The following is a 22,630-nucleotide window of genomic DNA, read 5'->3' on the forward strand; positions in this document are numbered from 1 at the left end:
CGGAAGGGATAAACGCTGAAGGCATCTAAGCGTGAAGCCCCCCTCAAGATGAGATGTCCCATTCGAAAGAAGTAAACCCCCTTGAAGACGACGAGGTAGATAGGGCAGGGGTGGAAGTGCGGCAACGCACGGAGCTGACTGCTACTAATAGGGTGAGGGCTTGACCTGAGTGCTAAGCACGAAGGTCGTTCCATCGAACGAAGTGAGATGGAACTTCCGATTTATTCGCAAGGTTGAGAAATGATTCAAAAGATTCCAAAGAGGATGTAACATGTATGTAGTTTTGAAGGTACAGTAAATGAAACGGTAGCCGATTGGTTATCGTTTTTTATTGTCCAAATTCTTAAAAATCAAATCATCCTTTCTATATCAATTATGCCGCATATTTTGCAGAATTCCTTTTTTCAAACACGGTCCAGAGAAAAATAAAGGTTACAATTAATAATGCCCAATTTAATATAGTAGAAAAAAGAAGTTCTTATAATTCCCATTACAGACTTATTTTCATAAGAAAGGAGCATTTCCATGAAGAAACTCCCAGCCCCAATTTTTATAACAATAGCAGGCATTTTAACATTGACAGCCGCTCAGCCAGTACTGGCTGAAGATACGGAAGTCTTGTCTGTGCAGACCGAAAATGCAGCAGACCAGAATCAGGAAAATGATCTTTCAAATGCAGACGTCATTTCCTGTGGAGCCCCCAACTGGCGCAATGGCATTATTGAAGATCAGACCTTCCAGACCCAGCTTTCCGAATACACTGGAGATGTATGGTTTGCATCCTATGCTCCGGCTGACGGAGAAAAAGATGTAATTTTCAAAATCATCCAGAATGAAGAACCTGTGGAAACCTTGGACAGTTTGGTGACGCCTCCAGTGCTCAGCTATGGCTTTACCAAGTTAGATGCCATCAGCTTTGTAGACTACAATGAGGATGGAAACACGGATATCCTGGCAATTAAGACATTTGGTGACATTGCAGTTCCTGTAGTTTACGAAGGAACCCCAGGCAGTGAGAAGAATTTCACGTTAAAAACCGGTCTGTCTGTACGGGCGGCAGCTGGTGCGCAGAGTATGACTATTGCAGGCGTACTGGATTATCTGAAAACAGTAGCAAAGGAACAGTGGACTGCAGTAGATACACTTCCAGAGGGAACTCCCTCAAATTTTGTTTTCGCCAGCGGTGTAGGTGCATGGAGCACAATGTTGAATCTGAATCAGGACGGAAGCTTCAGCGGTTCTTTCTCAGACAGCGATGTGACAGCAGGCGAAGGCTACAGCTACACCATGTACTGCAGTGATTTTACCGGGAAGTTTACAGAGATAAAGAAACTTAACGACCACGTATACTCCATGCAGCTGACAGATCTTCAGCTGGAACAGGAATCTGGAACCCAGGAAATTATAGATGACTGTCTGAAAGTTTATTCAGAACCATACGGTTTGGTCCCTGGATCCGAATTTTATCTGTATGTCCCGGAAGTCCAGTCCTCAGAACTTCCTCTGCAGGTTCCAGAAGGTTGGAGCGGTGTAGAATACAGCAGCAATGATCCAGATCTTCTTACCAGCTATATCCTGTACAACATTGAAGGGGATGCCCCATTTGGCGGATACGAATAAAAGGTAATTTCCTATTGAAATAATAGGAATTAAAAGGTATAATCTTCTGTAGATGGATTCTGCCGCTGACACAGGCAGAATCACAGAGCAGGAGGAATTGAAATGAGAATATCCACAAAGGGTAGGTATGCAATAAAGTTAATGCTTGACCTGGCTACCAATGATAATGGGGAACCGATCAGGCTGAAGGATGTAGCGCGCAGACAGGAGATTTCCGAGAAATATCTGGAGCAGATCATTTCCGTATTAAATAAGGCTGGCTATGTGAAAAGTGTCCGCGGCCCTCAGGGCGGCTATTCCCTGCAGCGCAGACCGGAGGAGTACACCGTAGGAATGATTCTTCGCCTTACCGAAGGGTGCCTCTCTCCCGTAGACTGTGTAGCCCCAGACGGAGCCGGCTGCGAGAAAGGCGACGCCTGCGTAACACGTATTCTCTGGAAGAAGATTGACGACGCCATCAACGAAGTAGTAGACAATATTACATTAGGAGACCTCCTCGACTGGCAAGCCGCCAGCGCAGACGACTACGTAATCTAATAAACTAAAACTTAGTTTCAGCGAAGCAACACATTAATTTCCACAAAGCAGCATATTTTCAACAACCAGATTTCCCCCATGTGTGCCGGGACAGACAATCACGAAATTCGTCATTGTTTGTCCCGGCACACATGGGGGAAATCGTCCATTTTGATTAACTAAACCCCTTATTTTCAAATAATCAACTCCCCCAACAAAACTCCCCTCCAGTCCGTCATCACGGACACAATCCCCCAAAAGTCCGCCTCACAAACACACATGCCCACATTGTACAGAAAAAAGTTCACAATTTAGACAAAAAGTTCTTTACTTTACAGCGGTGATGTGCTATTATACGAAAAGCAGATATAAGACGTATAATTAAAAAGTCTTAGATCTATTTTCGAGAAGAGGAGGAAATGATTATGAAAAAGTCAAAAGCAGTAATTTCCCTTTTGACAGCTTCCGCAATGACAGTAGGTCTCATGAGCACCGGCACCGTAGCTTTTGCAGCAGAAGAAAGCACATCTGACCTGAATGTTATGCTGGAAACTCCGGTACAGTCCCTTGACCCACAGCAGGCTACTGATGGAACATCCTTTGAGGTAATCGCAGACTATACCGATGGTCTTATGCAGATGGACTCAGACGGACAGGCAGTTCCGGCCATTGCAGAGAGCTATGATTTATCAGATGATGGACTTACCTATACTTTCCATCTTCGTGACGACGCACAGTGGAGCAACGGTGATCCTGTAACCGCATCCGATTTCGTATTCGGATGGCAGAGAGCAGTAGACCCGGATGTAGCTTCCGAGTATGCTTACATGTTAAGCGACATTGGCCAGGTTGAGAATGCAGCAGAGATCATCGCTGGTGAGAAAGACAAATCTGAGCTTGGTGTTACAGCAGTTGACGACAAGACACTGGAAGTTAAGCTGAACGTTCCGGTATCCTATTTCCTGTCACTGATGTATTTCCCAACATTCTATCCTGTAAACGAAGCATTCTTTGAATCCTGCGCAGATACTTTTGGTACAAGCCCGGAGACAACACTTTCCAACGGTGCATTCGTACTTGATACCTATGAGCCAGCTGCAACAGAGATTCACCTCACAAAGAACGCTGACTACTATGATGCAGACAACATTTCCCTTCCGGGACTTAACTATCAGGTAATTCAGGATTCCCAGCAGGCTCTTATGAGCTATCAGACAGGCGACCTTGATCTTACACTTGTAAACGGTGAGCAGGTTGACCAGGTTGAAGATGATCCTGAGTTCATGACAATCGGTGCTGGATATCTTTGGTATGTAAGCCCTAACATCTCAGCTGTTCCAGAGCTTGCGAACTTAAATATCCGTCTTGCTATGACAATGGCAATCGATCGTGAATCCATCACAACAGACGTTCTGAAAGATGGTTCCCTTCCGACTTACACAGCAGTACCTATGCAGTTTGCTGCAGGTCCAGACGGATCTGACTTCTCTGAAGATCAGGAGAAATTCTCCGATGTTTGCACATATGACGCAGAGAAAGCTGCTGATTACTGGGCAAAAGGTCTTGAGGAACTTGGCGAGACAGAGGTTGAGCTTGATATGATCGTTGACGCTGATGATGCACCTCAGAAGGTTGCACAGGTTCTGAAAGAGCAGTGGGAGACAGCTCTTCCAGGATTAACTGTAAACCTTACAGTAGAGCCTAAGAAACAGCGTGTTGAGGATATGCAGAACGGAACCTACGAAGTAGCGCTTACCCGTTGGGGACCAGACTATGCAGACCCAATGACTTACCTTGGAATGTGGATTACAGACAACTCCAACAACTATGGTCTGTGGAGCAGCGAAGAGTATGACTCCATCATCGCAGAGTGCACAACTGGTGACCTTTGCACAGACGCTGAAGGACGTTGGGCTAGAATGTATGACGCAGAGAAACTTGTTATGGATGACGCTGTAATCTTCCCGCTTTACACACAGGCAAACGCAGAGATGATGTCCAGCTCAGTAACTGGCGTAGACTTCCATCCATGCGCACTGAACCGTGTATACAAAAATGCAGTAAAATCTGAATAAGTAATCAATTGAATAACTTCAGCCGCACTAGGGTTTTACCCGGTGCGGCTTTTGAAGTAATAATGCCGTTGCCATCCGCAGAACAAATAAGAACCAACCTGTTTATTCTGTGGATTGCAACGAATGAACCCAAGGAGGAACTGTCGTGAAAAAATATACGCTCAAACGAGTTTTAACTTCCTTCTTTACACTGCTGGTAATCCTGCTGGTGCTGTTTATCCTGATGCAGCTCATGCCAGGTTCCCCGTTCAATGATGAGAAGTTAAATGACGACCAGCGTGCCGCGCTGTACGTAAAATACGGTCTGGATCAACCCGTAGTTGTCCAGTTTGCAAATTATGCCAAGAATATGTTAAAGGGTGACCTTGGCGTCAGCTACAACATTTCCAAGAACACCCCGATTTCCCAGATGATCCAGACAAGACTTCCTATTTCTATTGGAATCGGAGGACTTGCTGTAACCATTGGAGCCATTGTGGGCCTGCTATTGGGACTATTGGCGGCCTTGAAGCATAATACCATATGGGATTCCCTGGCCACCATCATATCGGTTATCGGTGTGTCGGTGCCGTCCTACGTATTTGCCCTTGGTCTTAGCTACAGCCTTGGTTTCCGTCTCCAGTGGTTCCCAATGCTGTATAAGGCAAACAATGCGGGCATGTCCAGCGTGCTGCCAAGTATCGCGCTATCCATGTTTACTATGGCATCCATTGCACGTTTTACCCGAAGCGAAATGCTGGAGGTTCTGGGCAGTGACTACATGCTTCTGGCAGAGAGTAAAGGTATTTCCGGATCCGCACTGATTTTCCGTCATGCACTTCGAAATGCCCTGATCCCGATTATTACCGTTCTTGCTCCATTGATCGTAGACCTGATGACTGGTTCTCTGGTAGTAGAAAAAATCTTCGCAATCCCTGGAGTAGGAAGCCTTCTGGTAAATGCCATCCAGTCCAATGACTACAACGTGGTCATTGCCTTAAGCTTTATTTATTCCGCAATGTATATTGTAATTATGCTGGTTGTAGATATTCTCTACGGTGTGATCGACCCGAGAATCCGACTTGCAAAGAAAGGAGACTGACATCATGGAAAAAAGCACCGCAGCAGAAAATGTTCAGGCAGCATACGTTCCTGTAGAATCTGATTTCCGCCTGAAAAACAATGCAGAAGAGATCGGCATTGATTCCAACTTTGCGGCACAGAGCTTCTGGAAAGATGTCCTGCTCCGCTTCGTAAGAAAAACAAGCGCCATTGTTGGTCTGATTCTGATCATCCTCATTACCATCATGGCAGCCATTGGTCCGGGTATGAACGGCTATACATATTCCGGCCAGAACTTAAATGAAAAGAACTGTGCACCCCGTGTAAAAGCTCTTGAGAAATTTGGTATTTTCGATGGAAACGAAAATTTCAATACCTCAAAAGGAACCAAAACCATTAACAATTACGAAGAAAAAGGCCTTACCGATGTTTATTACTGGTTCGGAAGCGACAACTTAGGCCGTGACATCTGGACAAGAACCTGGTCTGGAGCCCGTGTTTCCCTGATCATTGCAATCGCAGCAGCCATCATCGATATGCTCATTGGTATGAGTTATGGTCTGATCTCCGGCTATTTTGGCGGAAGAGTGGATATGGTCATGCAGCGTATCCTGGAGGTTGCCAACGGTATTCCGAGACTTGTTATCGTAACCCTGATGCTTCTGGTATTTAAACCTGGTATCTTGACCATCGTCATTGCCCTGATGCTCACGGAGTGGATCGGCATGAGCCGTATTGCCCGTGCAGAGATGCTGAAATTAAAAGAGCAGGAGTTCGTACTTGCATCCAGAACACTTGGTGCAGGCAGCTTCTTCATTATTTTCAAAGAAGTACTTCCGAACATTATCGGACCGATCATCACACAGGTAATGTTCTCCATTCCTACCGCGATTTTCACAGAGGCATTCTTAAGCTTCGTAGGACTTGGAATTCCGGTACCGCAGTGTTCCCTGGGATCTCTGATCTCCGACGGATTTAACTTCTTTACCACTCATCCCTATCAGATCATCCCGCCGATCATTGTTATGGCACTTCTGATGCTCAGCTTCAACCTTGTAGCTGACGGCCTTCGTGAGGCACTTGATCCGAAATTAAAAGAAATGTGAGGTGATTTTCAATGTCAGATGAAAGAATTCTTAATATCAAAGACCTGGATATCACCTTTTCCACAACAGCAGGAACGGTACACGCTATCCGAGGCATCAACATTGACCTTTACAAAGGCGAGACAGTTGCCATCGTAGGTGAGTCCGGTTCCGGTAAATCCGTTACCATGAAAGCTGCAATGGGAATCCTTGCATCCAATGCAAAGGTAGAAAAAGGAACCATCGAGTTCAGCTATCATCATGCAGACGGAACTCCTGAAACAGTAGATATCCTGACAAAAGACAAAAAATGGATCCGCAGACATATTAACGGCAAGCGAATTGCCATGGTATTCCAGGATCCTATGACCAGCCTTGATCCGACTATGACCATCGGAAAACAGATTATGGAAGGTATGCGCTGGCATTTCAAAACCCCGAAGAAGGAAGCATGGGACCGTGCAGTAGAGCTTCTGAGAGAGGTTGGAATCGAAGAGCCTGAGAAGCGTATGAAGAATTATCCCCATCAGCTTTCCGGCGGTATGAGACAGCGTGTGGTAATTGCCATTGCCCTGTCCTGCAACCCGGATCTTCTGATCTGCGACGAGCCGACTACCGCTCTTGACGTTACCATCCAGGCGAAGATCATTGAGCTGATCAAGAAGGTTCAGAAGGAACGTGGAATTTCCGTAATCTATATCACACATGACCTTGGAGTTGTTGCCAAGGTTGCGGATTTCATCAACGTTATGTACGCAGGAAAAATCGTGGAAAGAGGAACTACAAACGAGATTTTCTATGATCCGCGCCATCCGTATACATGGGGACTTCTTTCCTCCATGCCGGATCTTGATACGGACGATGAGAGGCTGTACACCATTCCGGGATCCCCGCCAAACCTGCTTCATGAAAAACCAGGTGATGCTTTTGCCCCCCGTAACCGCTACGCCCTGGAGATCGATGACAAGTTAGAGCCGCCGATGTTTCAGATCACAAAGGATCATTTCGCAGCAACCTGGCTTCTTGATCCAAGAGCTCCGAAGGTGGAAATGCCAGTGGAGTTAAAGAACCGAATCGAAAGAATGAAGAAGGAGGCCGAGGAACATGGCTGTAAATTATAATGCTGAGCCGATCCTTACTGTGGATGGATTAAAACAGTACTTTAAGGTGAGCAGCAGCTTTACCGTACATGCAGTAGAAGACGTTTCCTTCAAAATTTATCCTGGGGAAACCTATGGTCTGGTTGGAGAGTCCGGTTCCGGAAAGTCCACCATCGGAAGAAGTGTCATCCGCCTTTATGACCCCACCGCAGGAACCATTAAGTTCAACGGTATGGATATCGGCGGCAAGATGAACAAGGAAACCAATAAGGCATTAAGAACACAGATGCAGATGATTTTCCAGGACCCTATGGCATCTCTGAATCCCCGAAAAAAAGTTCGGGATATTCTGGGTGAGGGTCTTGATATCCATCATATGTACAAGAGCAAAGAGGAGAGAGAGGAGAAGATCAAAGCCATTCTGGCAAAGGTTGGTCTTGCTCCGGAGCATGTGGCAAGATACCCGCATCAGTTTTCCGGCGGACAGAGACAGCGTGTCGGCATTGCCCGTGCGCTGATCATGAACCCGAAGCTGATTATTGCGGATGAGTGTATTTCTGCGCTGGATGTTTCTATTCAGGCGCAGGTGGTAAACCTGATGAAGGATATTCAGCAGGAGACAGGTACTGCGTATCTGTTTATTGCCCATGACCTTTCTATGGTAAAATATATTTCAGACCGTATCGGAGTTCTTCATCTGGGACATTTGCTTGAGACAGGTACTACGGAGGAGATTTTCGAGAATCCAATGCATCCGTATACCAGAAGCCTTCTTTCCGCAATCCCGTCCCCGAACCCGGCTGTGGAGAAGAACCGTGTTGCGGAGACTTATGATTATAAGACTTCAGGAATCAATTATGGGGAAGGTACTTATCACCATATTGGCGGAACACATTATGTGAAATGTACGGACGCGGAGTTTGAGAAATTTAAGAACATGCCGAGACTGGAGTATTGAGATTATCGCTAGCCGGACGCGCTTTCACAATGTATATTCACCGCAGGTCGTCGCAACACTCCAACGAGCTAACTGCCAACTACGACTAAACATCTCAGGAGAGCCTTCGATGTTAAGTCTTCGTAGGCAGTGGATCTCGTTTCCGTTAAAAGCGCTCCTGAAATGACCTGCTACATGAATATACATTGCAAAACCGCTGGTTATCGACAAGAGGAATAAAAAATCTCCTGCACATCTTATTATTAGAATGTGCGGGAGACTTTTTTAATATTTAAGATGTTATCTTATTTCCGGCTCTGATTGCTTTAAGATGTTATCTTACTTCCGGTTCTGGCTGCTCGGGCAGGGAGGGAGTGGGTTGACTGGGGGTCTGGGCCTGGAAGGTGATGGTTACTTTGAAAAGGTCGCCGTCCAGGTAGAGCTGGAATTTGCCGCCCTGGAGTTCCGTAAGGCTTTTGGCAATGCTAAGGCCAAGGCCGCTGCCTTCCGTGTTTCGGGCTACGTCGCCGCGGACGAAGCGCTCGGTTAATTCCTCTGCTGCGAAGTTAAGAGGCTGGGCGGAAATATTTTTCAGGGAAAAGATCACCTGGTTTCTGGCGTTTTGCACTTCGGCGTAAACTCTGGTCTTTTCCATTGCGTACTTGGTTACGTTGCCAAAAATGTTTTCCAGCACACGCCACATTCTCTGTCCGTCTGCGCAGATCACAGAGGGCTCGTCCGGGAAGTATACCATCATGGTGAGATGATGTTCCTCGAACCGTTCCTCAAATTCTCCGATCACCTGATGAAGCATTTCTACGAAATCCAGGTTGGTCATGTTCAGAGTTAGGTTTCCGGTGCTTGCTTTGGAAGCTTCTACTACATCCTCGGTCAGTACTTTCAGGCGCGCTGCTTTTGCTTCCAGAATATCCAGATATTCCAGTACTTTAGGGTCTGTGAAATTCTCACGTTTGAGAAGATCAATGTAGCTGATAATAGAGGTCAGCGGGGTTTTCAGGTCATGGGAAACGTTGGTGATCAGTTCGGTTTTCATACGCTCATTTTTTACACTGTTTTCTACGGCTGCGTCAAGTCCGCTTCCGATGTTGTTGATGTATTCGGCAATGCGTTTGTTATTACCGGACAGTTTGTCCAGAGGAATCTTGTACTGGAGATTTCCGCCGGAGATTTCCTTCAGACCTTTCAGAATCTGTTCCTGGTGATAAGCCTTTGTTATGCCCAATCCCAGAATCAGGAGATCCACCAGGAAACTGAAGCCAAAGAACAAAAGACCGCTGTCAAGAAATACTGCGCAGATGAAGTATTTCAGGAAAACAAAGACCAGGAATGCGAAGGTTACCTTTAATCTGGCTGCTGTATTTCTGGCGTAGAAATCAGCCAGAACGCGGATTTTGTGAGCGGCTTTTTTGATGATTTTTACGATCAGGAGAAGAAGCCGTCTCAGGATGCTGTTTTTCCACAGCTGCTTTGCCTTGATTCTTCTTACCAGGCTAAGATAGCCGATCTGGAACCAGAATAAAGTGTAAAGTCCGAAAAGCGTCAGTCTGAAAAGGAAGTATGCATCGATCAGAGAACTTTGCAGCCGTGCAATCTGGTAACTTGCAATTGGCAGATGGGTTAAGCCAAAGACAATAACCGGAAGCCAGGCAATTACTACAAGTCCGGCAGCAAGCTCGGTAGGCCAGCGGTCAAAGAAGCAAAGATGCAGTTCTTCGTCTGTACTTTTTCTGCCTGCAATTGCGGTAAGAAATACAAAGGAAGCCACAAACAGCAGGAGGCACAAAATTCCAATCCAAAATACTGGTCTTGTATAGCTGGAATAAGAATCAAAAAATGTTTTTCCAGAAGAAAAGACATCGGAGACAGGCAGCTTCTGGTTTACATAAGCTGCAAAAATATAGTTGCCAGTTTCTTCAAGGAGAGCGCTGTGCAGCGATTCCTTCCAGCTGTCTGCAGTAATGTCATTGCCAGGAAAGGTGTCACGGATATCAAGTCCCTTCAGATTGCTGGTGAATTCTTCGGGTTTAGTCTGAATCAGTATATAGGAAACTTCTTCCCTGGAATCCAGAATCTCGTGCAGATTTTGGTAGTAATCAATTGCGGAGCTAATGCTTTTGGAAGCTGTGGAATTCTGGGATTCAGCAGAATTGATATTTTTTGAATCTGTGGATGCCTGGGTTCCAGAAGCTGTAATGGAAACTCCGCTGGATTTCTTGTAATCCAGTTCTTTCACCAGGTCGCTGTCATTGGAAAGTATTTTGCCTGTATCCTCATTGATATAGAGGTAGCTCATGTTGGACAGCCCCTGTGCGTAAGCGTCCAGTTCCTGTTTCATATCATTGTAAACACCAAGCTGGGAAAGTATGGTATAAAGATCTTCAAATGCTTCGTCAATACTGTTATTCCATTTGGCATTGGAGTTCAGCACATCCAGAAGATTGTCAGCACCTTGTGGGGCAAAGTACTCGGTCAGCTGGTAGTAGCCCTGATAAGAATAAATCTGATCGTAGAGGGTAGCGCCGTCTTTTGATTTCACCTGGATATTGGAGAAAAAGTCCGGATCCAGATCCCCAGAGCGGATGGCAGTCTTGATACTCTCGATAATGGATCTCTTGTAGTCACTGGTATCATCTTCTGCAAATTCATCTGGTTCCTGGTAGGTAAACCATGTTTGATTCCCGGAATCATCAATATCCGCGTAGACAGAAAGTGCAAATTCCCCTGCGTTGATTTTTTTCAGGAAATCATCTGCGTAATAATATTCCATAGGAAGTGAGAAGGATTCCTCAGAAGCGGAAGCCTTGTGGCAGACTACAATTGGGGCTGCACTTTCAGAATCATAATCCGGAATCTGTGCCCATTCTTTTAAATCAGAAAGAGAGTAGGCAAGTCCGGATGTGTTGGTGAAGGAAAGTGATTCATCCGCTGCCACCTCACTTAGATCTACAACGCGGCTGTCTGCAGAAACTGCCCCAGAAGTCACGGCAGCGCCTGTAGAATTATCACCTTGAGTTAAGGAAGTTGATGTTTGTTCATTAGTATCTTCCTCAAAGTCCCCATAAGCAAATGTCCCCGAAATTGCATGTGCTACATCCATGGAAGCGCCATAAAACTTATTAGCAAATGCCTGGGAATCTACATACTCCTTCCCCGAGTCCGAAACCCGAAGCCCCTGCATTTGCAGTGACACAAACATCACCCCGCAGAAAAGAAACGCCCCCAGCAGCAAATACTGCAAAACCAGCAGATTCCCCTTCATGGACACACTGCGGTACCATTTTTTCTTCTTCATATTTTATAAACCCCTTTCTTAATAGCACTATCCCGACCTGCGTGGAATACCAACTGTCCAAGCGCGTCCGGGAAACAATTAAATTTTCTCAACCTTATATCCAAGTCCCCAAACAACCTTCAAATACCGCGGGTCCTTCGGATTAATCTCAATCTTTTCCCGGATATGCCGAATATGTACCGCAATGGTATTATCCGCCGCAATCGCCTCCTCATTCCAGATATTTTCATAAATCTGATTAATAGAAAATACCCGTCCCTGATTCTTAATGAGAAGAAGCAGAATATTATACTCAATAGGCGTAAGCTTCACAACCTCGCCATCCACCTGCACTTCCTTCCGGTCATCATTCACCATAAGACCGCCCGTGGTATAAACATGCTGACTTTCACCAGAAACAGCTGCCCCGAGCTGGGTATACCTGCGAAGCTGTGAACGTACCCTGGCAATCAGCTCAAGGGGACTAAACGGCTTGGTTACATAATCATCTGCGCCGACATTCAGTCCAAGAATTTTATCCGCATCTTCAGATTTCGCAGAAAGAATAATAATAGGAAGAGCATGCTCTTCACGGATTTTTAAGGTAGCCCGGATTCCATCAAGCCTTGGCATCATAACATCAATAATCAGCAGATCTACCTTTTCTTTTTCCAGAAGGGAAAGTGCCTGCTGACCGTCATAAGCTTTCAGAAGCTGATGTCCCTCCTGTTCCAGATAGATGCTGATGGCCTCCACGATTTCTTTATCGTCATCACAAACAAGAATTGCTGCCACTTTCTTTTTCACCTCCCCTGTGATTTATAAGTTACCAGATAATTTTTAAGATGAAAGGGGTAAAATCTTAAGAATTTCTTATTAAAAGCCTCACATGGGAACATGTTTGAAAAAATGCTCCGGAATTGTGAGGCAGACCACTTTATGAGTGTAGTGGAAACCAGAAGCAAATGCAACACAATTTTTGAAAAATTTCAATAGCCGCCGCGCTTGCTTTTTTGAAAGGTTTGTGGCATAATCTGTGATAATAACTTAACGAATTAGCGACAGGTGAGAAAATGTCCAGTTTTACAAAAGAGGTTATTATCAAAACATTATTTGAACTGCTCAATGAGAAGCCGCTGGCGAAGATTACAGTTAAGGATATTGTAGAGCGCTGCGGGGTGAACCGTAATACATTTTATTACCATTTCCGTGATATTTCGGATGTGGTGGAATGTGCGCTTAAGCGGGAAGTAGATAAGGCATTTGAGCAGCCGGTAGAAATAGATTCTGTGCTGGAATGTCTGGAGGTGCTGGTGAACCTTATTGGGGAGAACCGGAAGGCTATGCTTCATATTTACGGTTCTTTGCAGAGAGAGAACTTTACCAATGCCCTGGATAAAATGTGCCAGTACATAGTCAGACAGTACGCAGAGCATAACTTTGATCCGGAAATTCTGGAGAAAGAAGAAGTAAAGGTTCTCATGCATTTTCATAAATGTGTGATGACAGGGGTCATGCTGGACTGGATGGATCACAGGATGTCCTATGATCTTACGGAATATGCAGGGAAGATCCGGGCGCTGTACGGCAACACCTTCGAGAAAACCCTGGAGAAGGCAGCAGGAGCCAAGCCCGCCCAGCTGAAAATTATCTGACAGGCTCTAGAGAGGCACGCTCTAATGAGTGAAATTCTTAATTAGACAAATCGGGAATTGTGTCTGAATTTCAGACACAGTTCTTTTTTTGTCCGTTTCTTTTGGGAAAAATTCTCATTATAATGAGGGGCATGAAAAGCAGAGGAAGACAGAAAGGAGGATCTGTATGAATTCTTCAGGTACTTTGAAAATAGCAAGGAATGGCTATATTGTAATGGCAGTTATTTTCTGTGCGCTTGGAATTTTTCTCATGGTGAACCCTACAAAAGCGATGAAAATAATCTGCGTGCTTGCAGGAATTTTATTTATTGCAGATGGGATCATTAAGATTATCGGCTATTTTTCCAGAGATTTCTACTGTCTGGCTTTTCAGTTTGATCTGGGATTTGGGATTCTGATGATTGCCATTGGAATTCTGATTCTGGTGAGAAGGGAATCCATTCTTCGCCTGATTTTTGTAATCTTCGGGTTAGTGATCCTGGCAGATGCGCTGCTTCGTATCCAGATGTCAGTAGAAGCGAAAAAATTCGGGCTGAAACTGTGGTGGGGAATTTTGATCATTGCCGTTGTGACTGGCGTGTTCGGAATGATTCTTCTCATTGATCCTGCAGGGGGCGCGAAGATGACGGTGATCTTTACCGGAATCGGTTTTCTGCTGGAAGGTATCCTGAAGCTGTGCGTAGCTGTCTATACGGTGAAAATCCGGGGAAACGGCGATGTAGTCTGCGAGGAAGAATACCAGGAAATTTCATGAAAGTAACCTGCGGCGAAAGAATCAGCCGCGTTACATAGAATTTAAGGAAATAGGTTCCATGAAAAATACATGTTCATGGGATTTGTATCATAGCTTAAACAAAGGAGGAGCATTATGAAACTGATTGACAAGGCAAAACAGGCCGCTGTGGAAGGTGCAGTAACAAAAGCATTAGAATATCTGGACAAGGATCCGGAGACAAACATTCCGAAGCTGATGGATCTGGTCGATAAATTCACTCCAAAGGACTGGTACAAGAGCCAGAGGGATGCCATTCGTAATGCGATTCAGGATACAAACAGCAACTGGTATAAGCTGATCATGAATCTGTATCAGCTGGATCCAGGTGTTCGTAAAGTATTTTTTAATAACTTTATCGTAAACGCCAGCTTAAAGGGAAGTGCAAGACAGGAAGAAGTTGCCGCTGAAAACAACTGCAATGTTCCGTGGGCAATCCTTCTGGACCCAACAAGTGCCTGTAATCTGCACTGCACAGGATGCTGGGCAGCAGAGTATGGCCACAAGCTGAACCTGGATTTGGAGACCATCGACTCCATTATCCGTCAGGGCAAGGAACTGGGCGTTTACATGTACATTTATACAGGCGGTGAGCCGACAGTCCGCAAGAAAGACCTGATTAAGCTTTGCGAGATGCACCCGGATTGCGAGTTCCTTTCTTTCTCAAACGGAACACTTTTTGATGAGGAATTCTGTGATGAAATCTTAAGAGTGAAAAACTTCGTTCCGGCATTTAGTCTGGAGGGCTCAGAGGAAGCCAATGACGGACGTCGTGGAGAAGGTATCTACCAGAAGGTTATGCATGCGATGAAGCTGCTCAAAGACAGAGGTCTTCCATTTGGTGTTTCAACCTGCTATACAGGAATGAATGTAGACAGTGTAAGCAGTGAGGAATATTTCGATAAGCTGATTGACTGCGGCGCATTATTTGCATGGTTCTTCCACTATATGCCGGTTGGAAATGATGCTTCCCCGGAGCTTCTTCTTACACCAGAACAGCGTGAGAAAATGTATCGTGCAATCCGCCAGTACAGAAGCACAAAGGCTATTTTCACCCTGGATTTCCAGAACGATGCAGAGTTTGTTCATGGATGTATTGCAGGCGGAAGACATTACCTGCATATTAATGCAAATGGTGATGTGGAGCCTTGTGTATTTATTCATTATTCAAACTGCAATATCAAGGATACTTCCTTACTTGATGCATTGAAGAGTCCGATTTTCCAGGCATATCATGACAATCAGCCGTTCAATGAGAATATGCTGCGTCCATGTCCAATGCTGGAAAATCCGGAAATCCTCCGCAGGCTGGTAGAAGAGACTGGCGCGAAATCTACAGACCTGCAGTCACCGGAAAGTGCAGAGCACCTTTGCGGCAAGTGCGATAAGTACGCTGCCTGCTGGAAGGAAAAAGCCGACCAGCTGTGGGATGAGAGACAGAAGGAAAAGGCTGCCAAGGCAGGCTGTTAATCCAATTTTGTATAAGAAAAACTAAGAACTTAGCCAGATAACCCTGTAAAATAGTGTAGGGCTATCTGGAAAGGCCGAAAAAATAAGTCTGAGTACAGTTACCATATCCGAAATCTCGGAAAGCTGTATTCAGACTTATTTTAGTTTAGAGCCATCTAGGCATTCTTTAGAACCTCTCAGACATACTCTAGTAGTTGTATGCTCCCTCGTAAGCATTGCAGCGCTCTTTGCGCTTAGACTGCTTTTCACAGGTGCTGCACCTGTCACAGAATTCCTGTTCATAGCAGGTGGAACAGACGCAGCCCTTACATGCTTCACGGTCATAAGCAGAGGTGCAGGTGTAGGGAAGTTTGCTGTCTGTATTTGTCTTTTCGGACATAAAAATCACGCTCCTTTTTACTGTGATTATAATGCGAAAAATTATCACATTCAATGGAAAATATCTGAAAAAAGAGCGTGAGATTTTTGGTTAATTTTAATATGAAATTACGGAATAACAGCCATGAGCAGATTCAGGGATATCATTCATTGGCTTCCCAGCGTCCGGAAGCACCGCAGGGCAGAACCAGTCCGTTGGACTTCACCGGAAGACCAATTTCCTGGGAATCTACGTGGCCGTTGTATTTCTTCATTTCAGTTGCCAGCATATAGGTCAGCACAGCTGGAGCAAGTCCGGTGGTGTAGGAGTTGATCAGGAAAAACAGAGGGTCATCGCTGAGAATTTTGGTACAAAGCTTCACCAGCGGATGAATAGCATCTTCGATTTTCCAGATTTCGCCCTTGGGGCCTCTTCCATAGGAAGGCGGGTCCATAATGATGGCATCGTAGTGATTTCCACGGCGGATCTCACGCTCGACGAATTTCACGCAGTCATCCACCAGCCAGCGGATAGGAGCGTCAGCAAGACCGCTTGCCGCGGCATTTTCCTTAGCCCATGTGACCATACCCTTAGAAGCATCCACATGCGTGACAGAAGCTCCGGCAGCAGCTGCCGCAAGAGTGGCCCCACCTGTGTAGGCAAAAAGGTTCAGAACCTTAATGGGTCTTCCTGCTTTACGAATTTTGTCGCCGAACCAGTCCCAGTTTACGGCCTGCTCCGGGAAAAGCCCTGTGTGCTTGAAGCTAAAGGGTTTCAGATGGAAGGTCAGATCCTTGTAATGGAGATCCCACTGCTGGGGCAGATCAAAAAATTCCCACTCGCCGCCGCCCTTGGAGCTGCGGTGATAATGTGCATTCATCTTGCGCCATCCCGGCTCTGTCTTGGGGGTATCCCAGATTACCTGCGGGTCCGGACGCACAAGGAGATAGTTTCCCCATCGCTCCAGCTTCTCGCCGCAGGAAGTATCAATTACTTCATATTCTTTCCAGCCATTTGCAATCCACATAATTCTGTTTACCTCATTCTTTATAAATTGACATGTAAAATGATTTTCTATTATTTCGTACAGACCTTTCGCATCTCGAATCGTCCATAACATTTTTATGATAGCAGAAAACCCCAATCCCGTCAATTTTGTTTCATTGTCAAACGGCTGCAATTTGTAAAAGTACAAGCGAATTTTATTCCTATTATAAGAAAGCCATGTAAAATCCGGCAAAACACTTGACAACAGCCACTTTAGCATACTAAAATGGACAGGATATACGAGGAGGATACACCAAACAGGCATTGGCCAAAGGAGGAATTTATGAAAAAATATACCGAAATGAATCATGATGAGCTTCTGGCACTGAAAAAAGAGCTGGACAAAGAGTTTGAAGAGATCAAAGCACAGGGACTTGCGCTTGACATGTCAAGAGGAAAACCAAGTAATGCACAGCTTGATCTTTCCATGGAAATGATGGATGTTCTGAAAGGCGATTCTAACCTGAAATGCGAAACAGGAGTTGATTGCCGTAACTATGGTGTAATCGACGGTATTCCGGAAGCAAAACGTCTTCTTGGAGAGATGTCAGAGGTAGACCCGGAACACATTATCATTTACGGAAACTCAAGCCTGAATGTTATGTTCGACAGTATTGCACGTTCCATGACTCAGGGTGTAATGGGAAATACTCCGTGGTGCAAGCTTGACAAGGTGAAATTCCTCTGTCCGGTACCAGGATATGATCGTCATTTCAAGATTACAGAGTTCTTTGGAATTGAAATGATTAACGTACCTATGACTCCGGAGGGACCGGATATGGACATGGTAGAGAAACTGGTAAGCGAAGATGACGCAATCAAAGGAATCTGGTGCGTACCGAAATATTCCAACCCGCAGGGCTATACCTATTCCAAGGAAACTGTAGAGCGTTTTGCAAGACTGAAACCAGCTGCACCTGATTTCCGTATTTACTGGGATAATGCATACAGCATCCACCATCTTTATGATGACAATCAGGATTTCCTTGTTGAGATTCTCGGTGAGTGTGTGAAAGCCGGAAATCCGGACCTTGTTTACAAATTCACCTCCACTTCCAAGGTAAGCTTCCCAGGCTCCGGTATCGCAGCTGTTGCAGCTTCTAAGGCAAACCTGGATGATTTCCGCAACTATATGCAGATTCAGACAATCGGACATGACAAGCTGAATCAGCTTCGTCACGTGAGATTCTTTAAGGATCTTGAGGGACTTCATGCACACATGAGAAAACATGCAGACATTCTTCGCCCGAAATTTGAGCTTGTACTGGATACTCTGGACAAAGAGCTTGGCGGACTTGGAATCGGTGAGTGGACAAAGCCTCACGGCGGATACTTCATTTCCTTTGATTCCTTAGACGGCTGCGCAAAAGCAATCGTTGCAAAAGCAAAAGAAGCAGGCGTAGTTCTTACTGGTGCAGGTGCAACCTACCCATATGGCAAAGATCCAAAAGACTCTAATATCCGTATTGCACCGTCCTTCCCTACACTGGAAGATCTGGGCAAAGCGGCACAGGTATTCGTGCTTTGCGTGAAGCTTGTAAGTGTAGAGAAACTTCTGGGTTAATCGTAAACCTTGCGTTATACGAGGCTTTTAGCGTGTAACCTTGCATAGACTGTAAAAGTGCCAGATGGCAGAAGGTCTGGCACGTGAATGAAATCTTCTATCTATTCAGTCAGGGAGGAAGCTATGTCAAAAAATAAGGAAAAAGCAGGCACAGGAAGAAAAATCGTAATCTCACTGGTGGTTTTGCTTTTGCTTCTCACAGCAGGAGCTTACGGATATGGCGTTTACTATTTTTCCAGTCATTTTCTCCCTGGCTCTATGGTAAATGGTTTTAATTGCTCTTATATGACCCGGGAGGATACAGAGAGCCTTCTGGATCAGCGTGTAAAAGCTTACGTACTTGCAGTAAAGACGATGAAGAACGGACAGGAAGCCATATCTGCAAAGGATGTGGACCTGTCTTATGTTTCTACAGGAATTATCAGGAAACTAATTAAAGACCAGAAGCGTTTCACCTGGTTTCTGGCATTTAACCAAAATCAAAATTACGACATATCAGAATCTCTTAGTTATAATACTGAGATGATGTCTCAGACAGTAGATGCTCTGAAGTGCATGCAGGCGGATAATATTGTGCAGCCTGTGGATGCACAGATTCAGGATACAGGTGATTGCTTCGAGATTATTCCTGAAGTAACAGGAAATGCCCTGGATCGTACCAAAACAGAAGAAGTGATCGCAGGTGCTATGCTGCGCGGCAGGACTTCTGTGAATCTGGAAGAAGAAAGCTGTTACCTGAAGCCCTCTGTATACAGTACAGATACACAGCTTCAGGCTAATTGTGAAAAAATGAATCAGCTTTGTGATATCATCATTACATATGATTTTGCTGACCGTACAGAAACAGTAGACCGTACTGTGATCAAAAACTGGTTCGGCTATGATCAGGATGGAAATGTGATCCTGGACGAGAAACTTGTGCGCCAGTATGTTTCCAATTTAGGGCTGATTTATGATACCATGGGTCAGACAAGAACTTTTCAGACCTATGACAATCGTGAAGTAGAAATCAAAGGCGGCGATTACGGCTGGGTAATTGATCAGGATGCTGAAGTTAAGGCACTGATCGAAGCTATAAACAGTGGTGTTACCCAGGTACGTGAGCCTGTTTATCTGTATTCAGGCTACAGCCGCGGTACCAATGATATTGGCTCTACATATGTAGAGATAGATTTGACAAACCAGCGCCTTGTTTTTTATATGAAAGGCACCCCTATTGTGGATACCCCTATTGTAAGCGGCAATCCCAATATTGACGGCTGCGCTACGCCGGAAGGCTGCTACGCATTGGATGCCAAGGAATCCCCGGCCGTGCTTACGGGAGAGGATTATGAGACAAATGTGACTTACTGGATGCCTTTTGCAGGAAATGTAGGAATCCACGATGCCACATGGCGCACGGAGTTTGGCGGGAATATGTATCAGTGGGACGGTTCCCACGGATGCATCAATGTTCCGTATGATAAGGCAGCAGCCATTTATGCCAATATAGAAGTGGGCATGCCGGTGGTTGTATACGAATAAATCGAAGTCCGCAGATAAATGGGGTCGATCATAACAAAATTGCGCACAGCGCAGACAAGGAGATGCAGAATCATGAAGATAGTAGTTTTGGCTGGAGGAACCAGTACGGAAAGAGAGATTTCCATTGTTTCCGGTACCGGAATCTGTGGCGCACTGCGCCAGAAAGGCCATGAAGCAATACTGGTAGATATTTTTTGCGGAGTAGAGGATGTAGACTGGGAGAATCCGTTCCCGGCTGAGTATGATGTGGAGAAAGCTGCAGAATACATGAAGAGTTTTAACCCGCAGATCAAAGAGATGCAGAAAACCCGCAGAAGCTTTTTCGGACCAAACGTGCTGAAGCTCTGCGAGGCATGCGACATTGTTTTCCTGGGACTTCACGGCGCCAACGGCGAGGACGGCAAGGTGCAGGCTGCCTTTGACCTAATGGGAATCCGCTACACAGGAACCGGATATCTCAGCAGCGCAATGGCAATGGATAAGCGCATTACAAAAGAAGTATTCCTGATGAACAATGTTCCGACACCAGGCGGTTTCTCTATGTCCACAGACGCTCTTGAGAAGGATATTGCAAAGCATGGCTTAAGTTTCCCGGTAGTGGTAAAGACCAGCTGCGGCGGATCCAGTGTAGGCGTTTATATTGTAAATGACCAGAAGGAATATGAGGAGGCTCTTGGGGATGCAAGTCAGTACCAGGATGACATTGTTGTAGAAGAGTATATTAAAGGACGCGAATTTTCAGTTGCGGTAGTAGATGATAAGGCTTACCCGGTTATTGAGATTGCGCCTCTTCAGGGCTTTTATGATTACAAGAATAAATATCAGGCCGGTTCAACAGTTGAGACCTGTCCTGCAGAAATTTCTCCGGAGCTTACCGCTAAGATGCAGGAAAATGCAGTGAAGGCAGCCAGAGCACTTGGGCTTACAGGCTACAGCCGTCTGGATTTTATGATGAAAGAAAACGGAGATATGTACTGTCTTGAGGCAAATACCCTTCCTGGCATGACACCAACCAGCCTGATTCCCCAGGAAGCTAAGGTACTGGGAATGGATTATCCTACACTTTGTGAGGAACTGATCCGTATTTCCCTGAAAAAATACGAATAAAATCATAAGCACCGGAGGCAGGAATTGTCTCCGGTACTGTAGTCTATAAAGTAAGGAAAAATTTAAAATGAAAAATCTGACTCTTGAAAATATAACCAAAGTCTGCGGCGGCGTTTACTTCGGCCCGGCTGACAAGCTGGACCAGGAAGTTTCCTCCATCACAACAGACAGCAGAAAAATAGAAGCAGGCTCTCTTTTTGTTCCAATTGTGGGAGAGCGTGTGGACGCACATAAATTTATTCCCCAGGTAATGGAAGCAGGAGCACTCGCCACTTTGTCAGAGCGCACTCTGGAAGACGCAGATTTCCCATACATTAAGGTGGAATCTTCTCTTCAGGCAGTGAAGGACATTGCGGAGTTTTACCTGAAGCAGCTTCAGATCCCGGTAGTGGGAATCACAGGAAGCGTTGGCAAGACCAGCACCAAGGAAGTGATCGCGTCCGTTCTGAAGGAGAAATACCGTACTCTGAAAACCCAGGGAAATTTCAACAATGAGCTGGGACTTCCCCTCACTGTTTTCCGTCTTCGTGATGAGGATGAGATCGCAGTTCTGGAAATGGGAATCAGCGATTTCGGTGAGATGACCCGCCTGGCGAAGATTGCAAGACCGGATACTTGCGTGATCACAAACATCGGTACCTGCCATCTGGAAAATCTGGGCGACAGAGACGGTGTCCTGAAAGCAAAAACCGAGATTTTCAAATACCTGAAAAAAGATGGTCACATTGTGTTGAACGGTGATGACGACAAGCTTTGCACGGTTAAGGAATATGAGGGCATCAAGCCTGTATTCTTCGGCATGGAAGCGGATAAAGATATTTATGCAGACGAGATTGTAAGCAGAGGCCTGAAAGGCATGACCTGCCGCATTCATGTGGGAGGAGAGTCCTTTGTGACCGATATTCCAATGCCGGGACGTCACATGGTGTACAATGCGCTGGCAGCTACTGCAGTGGGAAGAATCTATGGACTTACCCTGGAGCAGATCCGCCATGGAATTGAGACCTTGGAGGCTATCAGCGGCAGATTCCATATGATCGAGACCGACCGTTTCCTGATCGTAGATGACTGCTACAATGCCAATCCTATGTCTATGAAAGCATCCCTGGATGTGCTGAAGGATGGTGCCGGCAGAAGAGTAGCAATTCTTGGAGACATGGGTGAGCTTGGTGAAAATGAAGTGCAGCTTCATGCAGAGGTTGGAGAGCATGCTGCACAGTGCGGAATTGATGTGTGCATCTGCACCGGGGCTCTTTCTGCAAATATTGCAAAAGAAGCAAGAAAGAATCCGCAGCTTACTGTCATTGAAGAACCGGACAGAGACAGCCTTCTGGCTCATCTGGATTCTTATGTGAAAACAGGTGATACGATCCTTGTAAAGGCATCTCATTTTATGCAGTTCGAGAAAGTGGTTGCGAAGCTGCAGGAGATGTAAAGCATATACATTTGTAATATAAGCAGCAGCCA

At 45.5% G+C, this 22,630-nt stretch carries 18 protein-coding genes and 1 rRNA gene; 15 read left to right on the forward strand and 4 right to left on the reverse strand.

What is annotated here, in order from left to right; translation table 11 throughout:
- The 8 genes from H8S54_RS05105 to H8S54_RS05140 all read left to right on the forward strand — a co-directional run.
- Window positions 1-168, forward strand: a 23S ribosomal RNA gene (locus tag H8S54_RS05105); the annotation flags it as partial.
- Window positions 169-525: 357 nt separating this feature from the next.
- The gene (locus H8S54_RS05110) at window positions 526-1,620 is read left to right on the forward strand and encodes a hypothetical protein (RefSeq protein WP_117851287.1); all 1,095 of its coding nucleotides are present in this window, start codon (window positions 526-528) and stop codon (window positions 1,618-1,620) included.
- A 102-nt stretch (window positions 1,621-1,722) separates the two neighbouring features.
- Window positions 1,723-2,157: an RrF2 family transcriptional regulator gene (locus tag H8S54_RS05115; RefSeq protein WP_021926532.1), complete on the forward strand. Its 435-nt coding sequence runs from the start codon at window positions 1,723-1,725 to the stop codon at window positions 2,155-2,157.
- Window positions 2,158-2,561: 404 nt separating this feature from the next.
- Window positions 2,562-4,211, forward strand: coding sequence for a peptide ABC transporter substrate-binding protein (locus tag H8S54_RS05120; protein WP_021926533.1), 1,650 nt, complete (start codon window positions 2,562-2,564; stop codon window positions 4,209-4,211).
- Window positions 4,212-4,356: 145 nt separating this feature from the next.
- A complete protein-coding gene (locus tag H8S54_RS05125) occupies window positions 4,357-5,292 on the forward strand; it encodes an ABC transporter permease (protein WP_021926534.1) in 936 nt (311 codons plus the stop codon).
- Window positions 5,293-5,296: 4 nt separating this feature from the next.
- A complete protein-coding gene (locus H8S54_RS05130; protein WP_021926535.1) occupies window positions 5,297-6,358 on the forward strand; it encodes an ABC transporter permease in 1,062 nt (353 codons plus the stop codon).
- A gap of 11 nt (window positions 6,359-6,369) precedes the next feature.
- Window positions 6,370-7,458, forward strand: a complete 1,089-nt coding sequence (locus H8S54_RS05135; RefSeq protein ID WP_021926536.1) for an ABC transporter ATP-binding protein — start codon at window positions 6,370-6,372, stop codon at window positions 7,456-7,458.
- Window positions 7,442-8,395: an ABC transporter ATP-binding protein gene (locus tag H8S54_RS05140; protein WP_186901049.1), complete on the forward strand. Its 954-nt coding sequence runs from the start codon at window positions 7,442-7,444 to the stop codon at window positions 8,393-8,395. The genes H8S54_RS05135 and H8S54_RS05140 overlap by 17 nt, the downstream gene beginning before the upstream one ends.
- A gap of 313 nt (window positions 8,396-8,708) precedes the next feature.
- On the opposite strand, the gene H8S54_RS05145 is transcribed toward H8S54_RS05140, so the two are convergent.
- Entirely contained in the window at window positions 8,709-11,687 is a 2,979-nt protein-coding gene (locus tag H8S54_RS05145) for a sensor histidine kinase (RefSeq protein ID WP_186901050.1), read from the reverse strand.
- Window positions 11,688-11,765: 78 nt separating this feature from the next.
- Entirely contained in the window at window positions 11,766-12,461 is a 696-nt protein-coding gene (locus H8S54_RS05150; protein ID WP_186901051.1) for a response regulator transcription factor, read from the reverse strand.
- Between the two features lie 278 nt (window positions 12,462-12,739).
- On the opposite strand from H8S54_RS05150, the gene H8S54_RS05155 reads away from it, so the two are divergent.
- The 3 genes from H8S54_RS05155 to H8S54_RS05165 all read left to right on the forward strand — a co-directional run bounded on the left by H8S54_RS05155 (window position 12,740) and on the right by H8S54_RS05165 (window position 15,563).
- On the forward strand, window positions 12,740-13,321 hold the full coding sequence (locus H8S54_RS05155) for a TetR/AcrR family transcriptional regulator (RefSeq protein ID WP_117851278.1): 582 nt from the start codon (window positions 12,740-12,742) through the stop codon (window positions 13,319-13,321).
- A gap of 166 nt (window positions 13,322-13,487) precedes the next feature.
- Window positions 13,488-14,075 carry an HdeD family acid-resistance protein gene (locus tag H8S54_RS05160; protein ID WP_021926541.1) on the forward strand — a complete coding sequence of 196 codons (588 nt, stop codon included), beginning with the start codon at window positions 13,488-13,490 and terminating at the stop codon, window positions 14,073-14,075.
- A gap of 114 nt (window positions 14,076-14,189) precedes the next feature.
- Window positions 14,190-15,563 (forward strand): radical SAM protein, encoded by a 1,374-nt coding sequence (locus H8S54_RS05165; RefSeq protein ID WP_117851276.1) that lies wholly within the window; start codon window positions 14,190-14,192, stop codon window positions 15,561-15,563.
- A 187-nt stretch (window positions 15,564-15,750) separates the two neighbouring features.
- On the opposite strand, the gene H8S54_RS05170 is transcribed toward H8S54_RS05165, so the two are convergent.
- Together H8S54_RS05170 and H8S54_RS05175 are read right to left on the reverse strand one after the other, a co-directional pair.
- Window positions 15,751-15,942, reverse strand: a complete 192-nt coding sequence (locus tag H8S54_RS05170) for a hypothetical protein (RefSeq protein ID WP_021926543.1) — start codon at window positions 15,940-15,942, stop codon at window positions 15,751-15,753.
- A gap of 142 nt (window positions 15,943-16,084) precedes the next feature.
- Entirely contained in the window at window positions 16,085-16,948 is an 864-nt protein-coding gene (locus H8S54_RS05175) for a class I SAM-dependent methyltransferase (protein WP_021926544.1), read from the reverse strand.
- Window positions 16,949-17,251: 303 nt separating this feature from the next.
- Here H8S54_RS05175 and H8S54_RS05180 point away from each other — a divergent pair, with 303 nt between their 5' ends.
- From H8S54_RS05180 to H8S54_RS05195, 4 genes are all read left to right on the forward strand, one after another.
- Window positions 17,252-18,532 (forward strand): aminotransferase class I/II-fold pyridoxal phosphate-dependent enzyme, encoded by a 1,281-nt coding sequence (locus tag H8S54_RS05180; RefSeq protein ID WP_117851263.1) that lies wholly within the window; start codon window positions 17,252-17,254, stop codon window positions 18,530-18,532.
- A gap of 123 nt (window positions 18,533-18,655) precedes the next feature.
- A complete protein-coding gene (locus tag H8S54_RS05185) occupies window positions 18,656-20,056 on the forward strand; it encodes a L,D-transpeptidase family protein (RefSeq protein ID WP_186901052.1) in 1,401 nt (466 codons plus the stop codon).
- 72 nt (window positions 20,057-20,128) lie between these two features.
- Window positions 20,129-21,163, forward strand: coding sequence for a D-alanine--D-alanine ligase family protein (locus H8S54_RS05190; protein ID WP_021926551.1), 1,035 nt, complete (start codon window positions 20,129-20,131; stop codon window positions 21,161-21,163).
- Between the two features lie 67 nt (window positions 21,164-21,230).
- On the forward strand, window positions 21,231-22,598 hold the full coding sequence (locus tag H8S54_RS05195; RefSeq protein ID WP_173765645.1) for a UDP-N-acetylmuramoyl-tripeptide--D-alanyl-D-alanine ligase: 1,368 nt from the start codon (window positions 21,231-21,233) through the stop codon (window positions 22,596-22,598).
- The last annotated feature ends 32 nt before the right edge of the window (window positions 22,599-22,630 follow it).

This window comes from Blautia segnis, assembly GCF_014287535.1.
GTDB lineage: Bacteria > Bacillota > Clostridia > Lachnospirales > Lachnospiraceae > Blautia_A > Blautia_A acetigignens.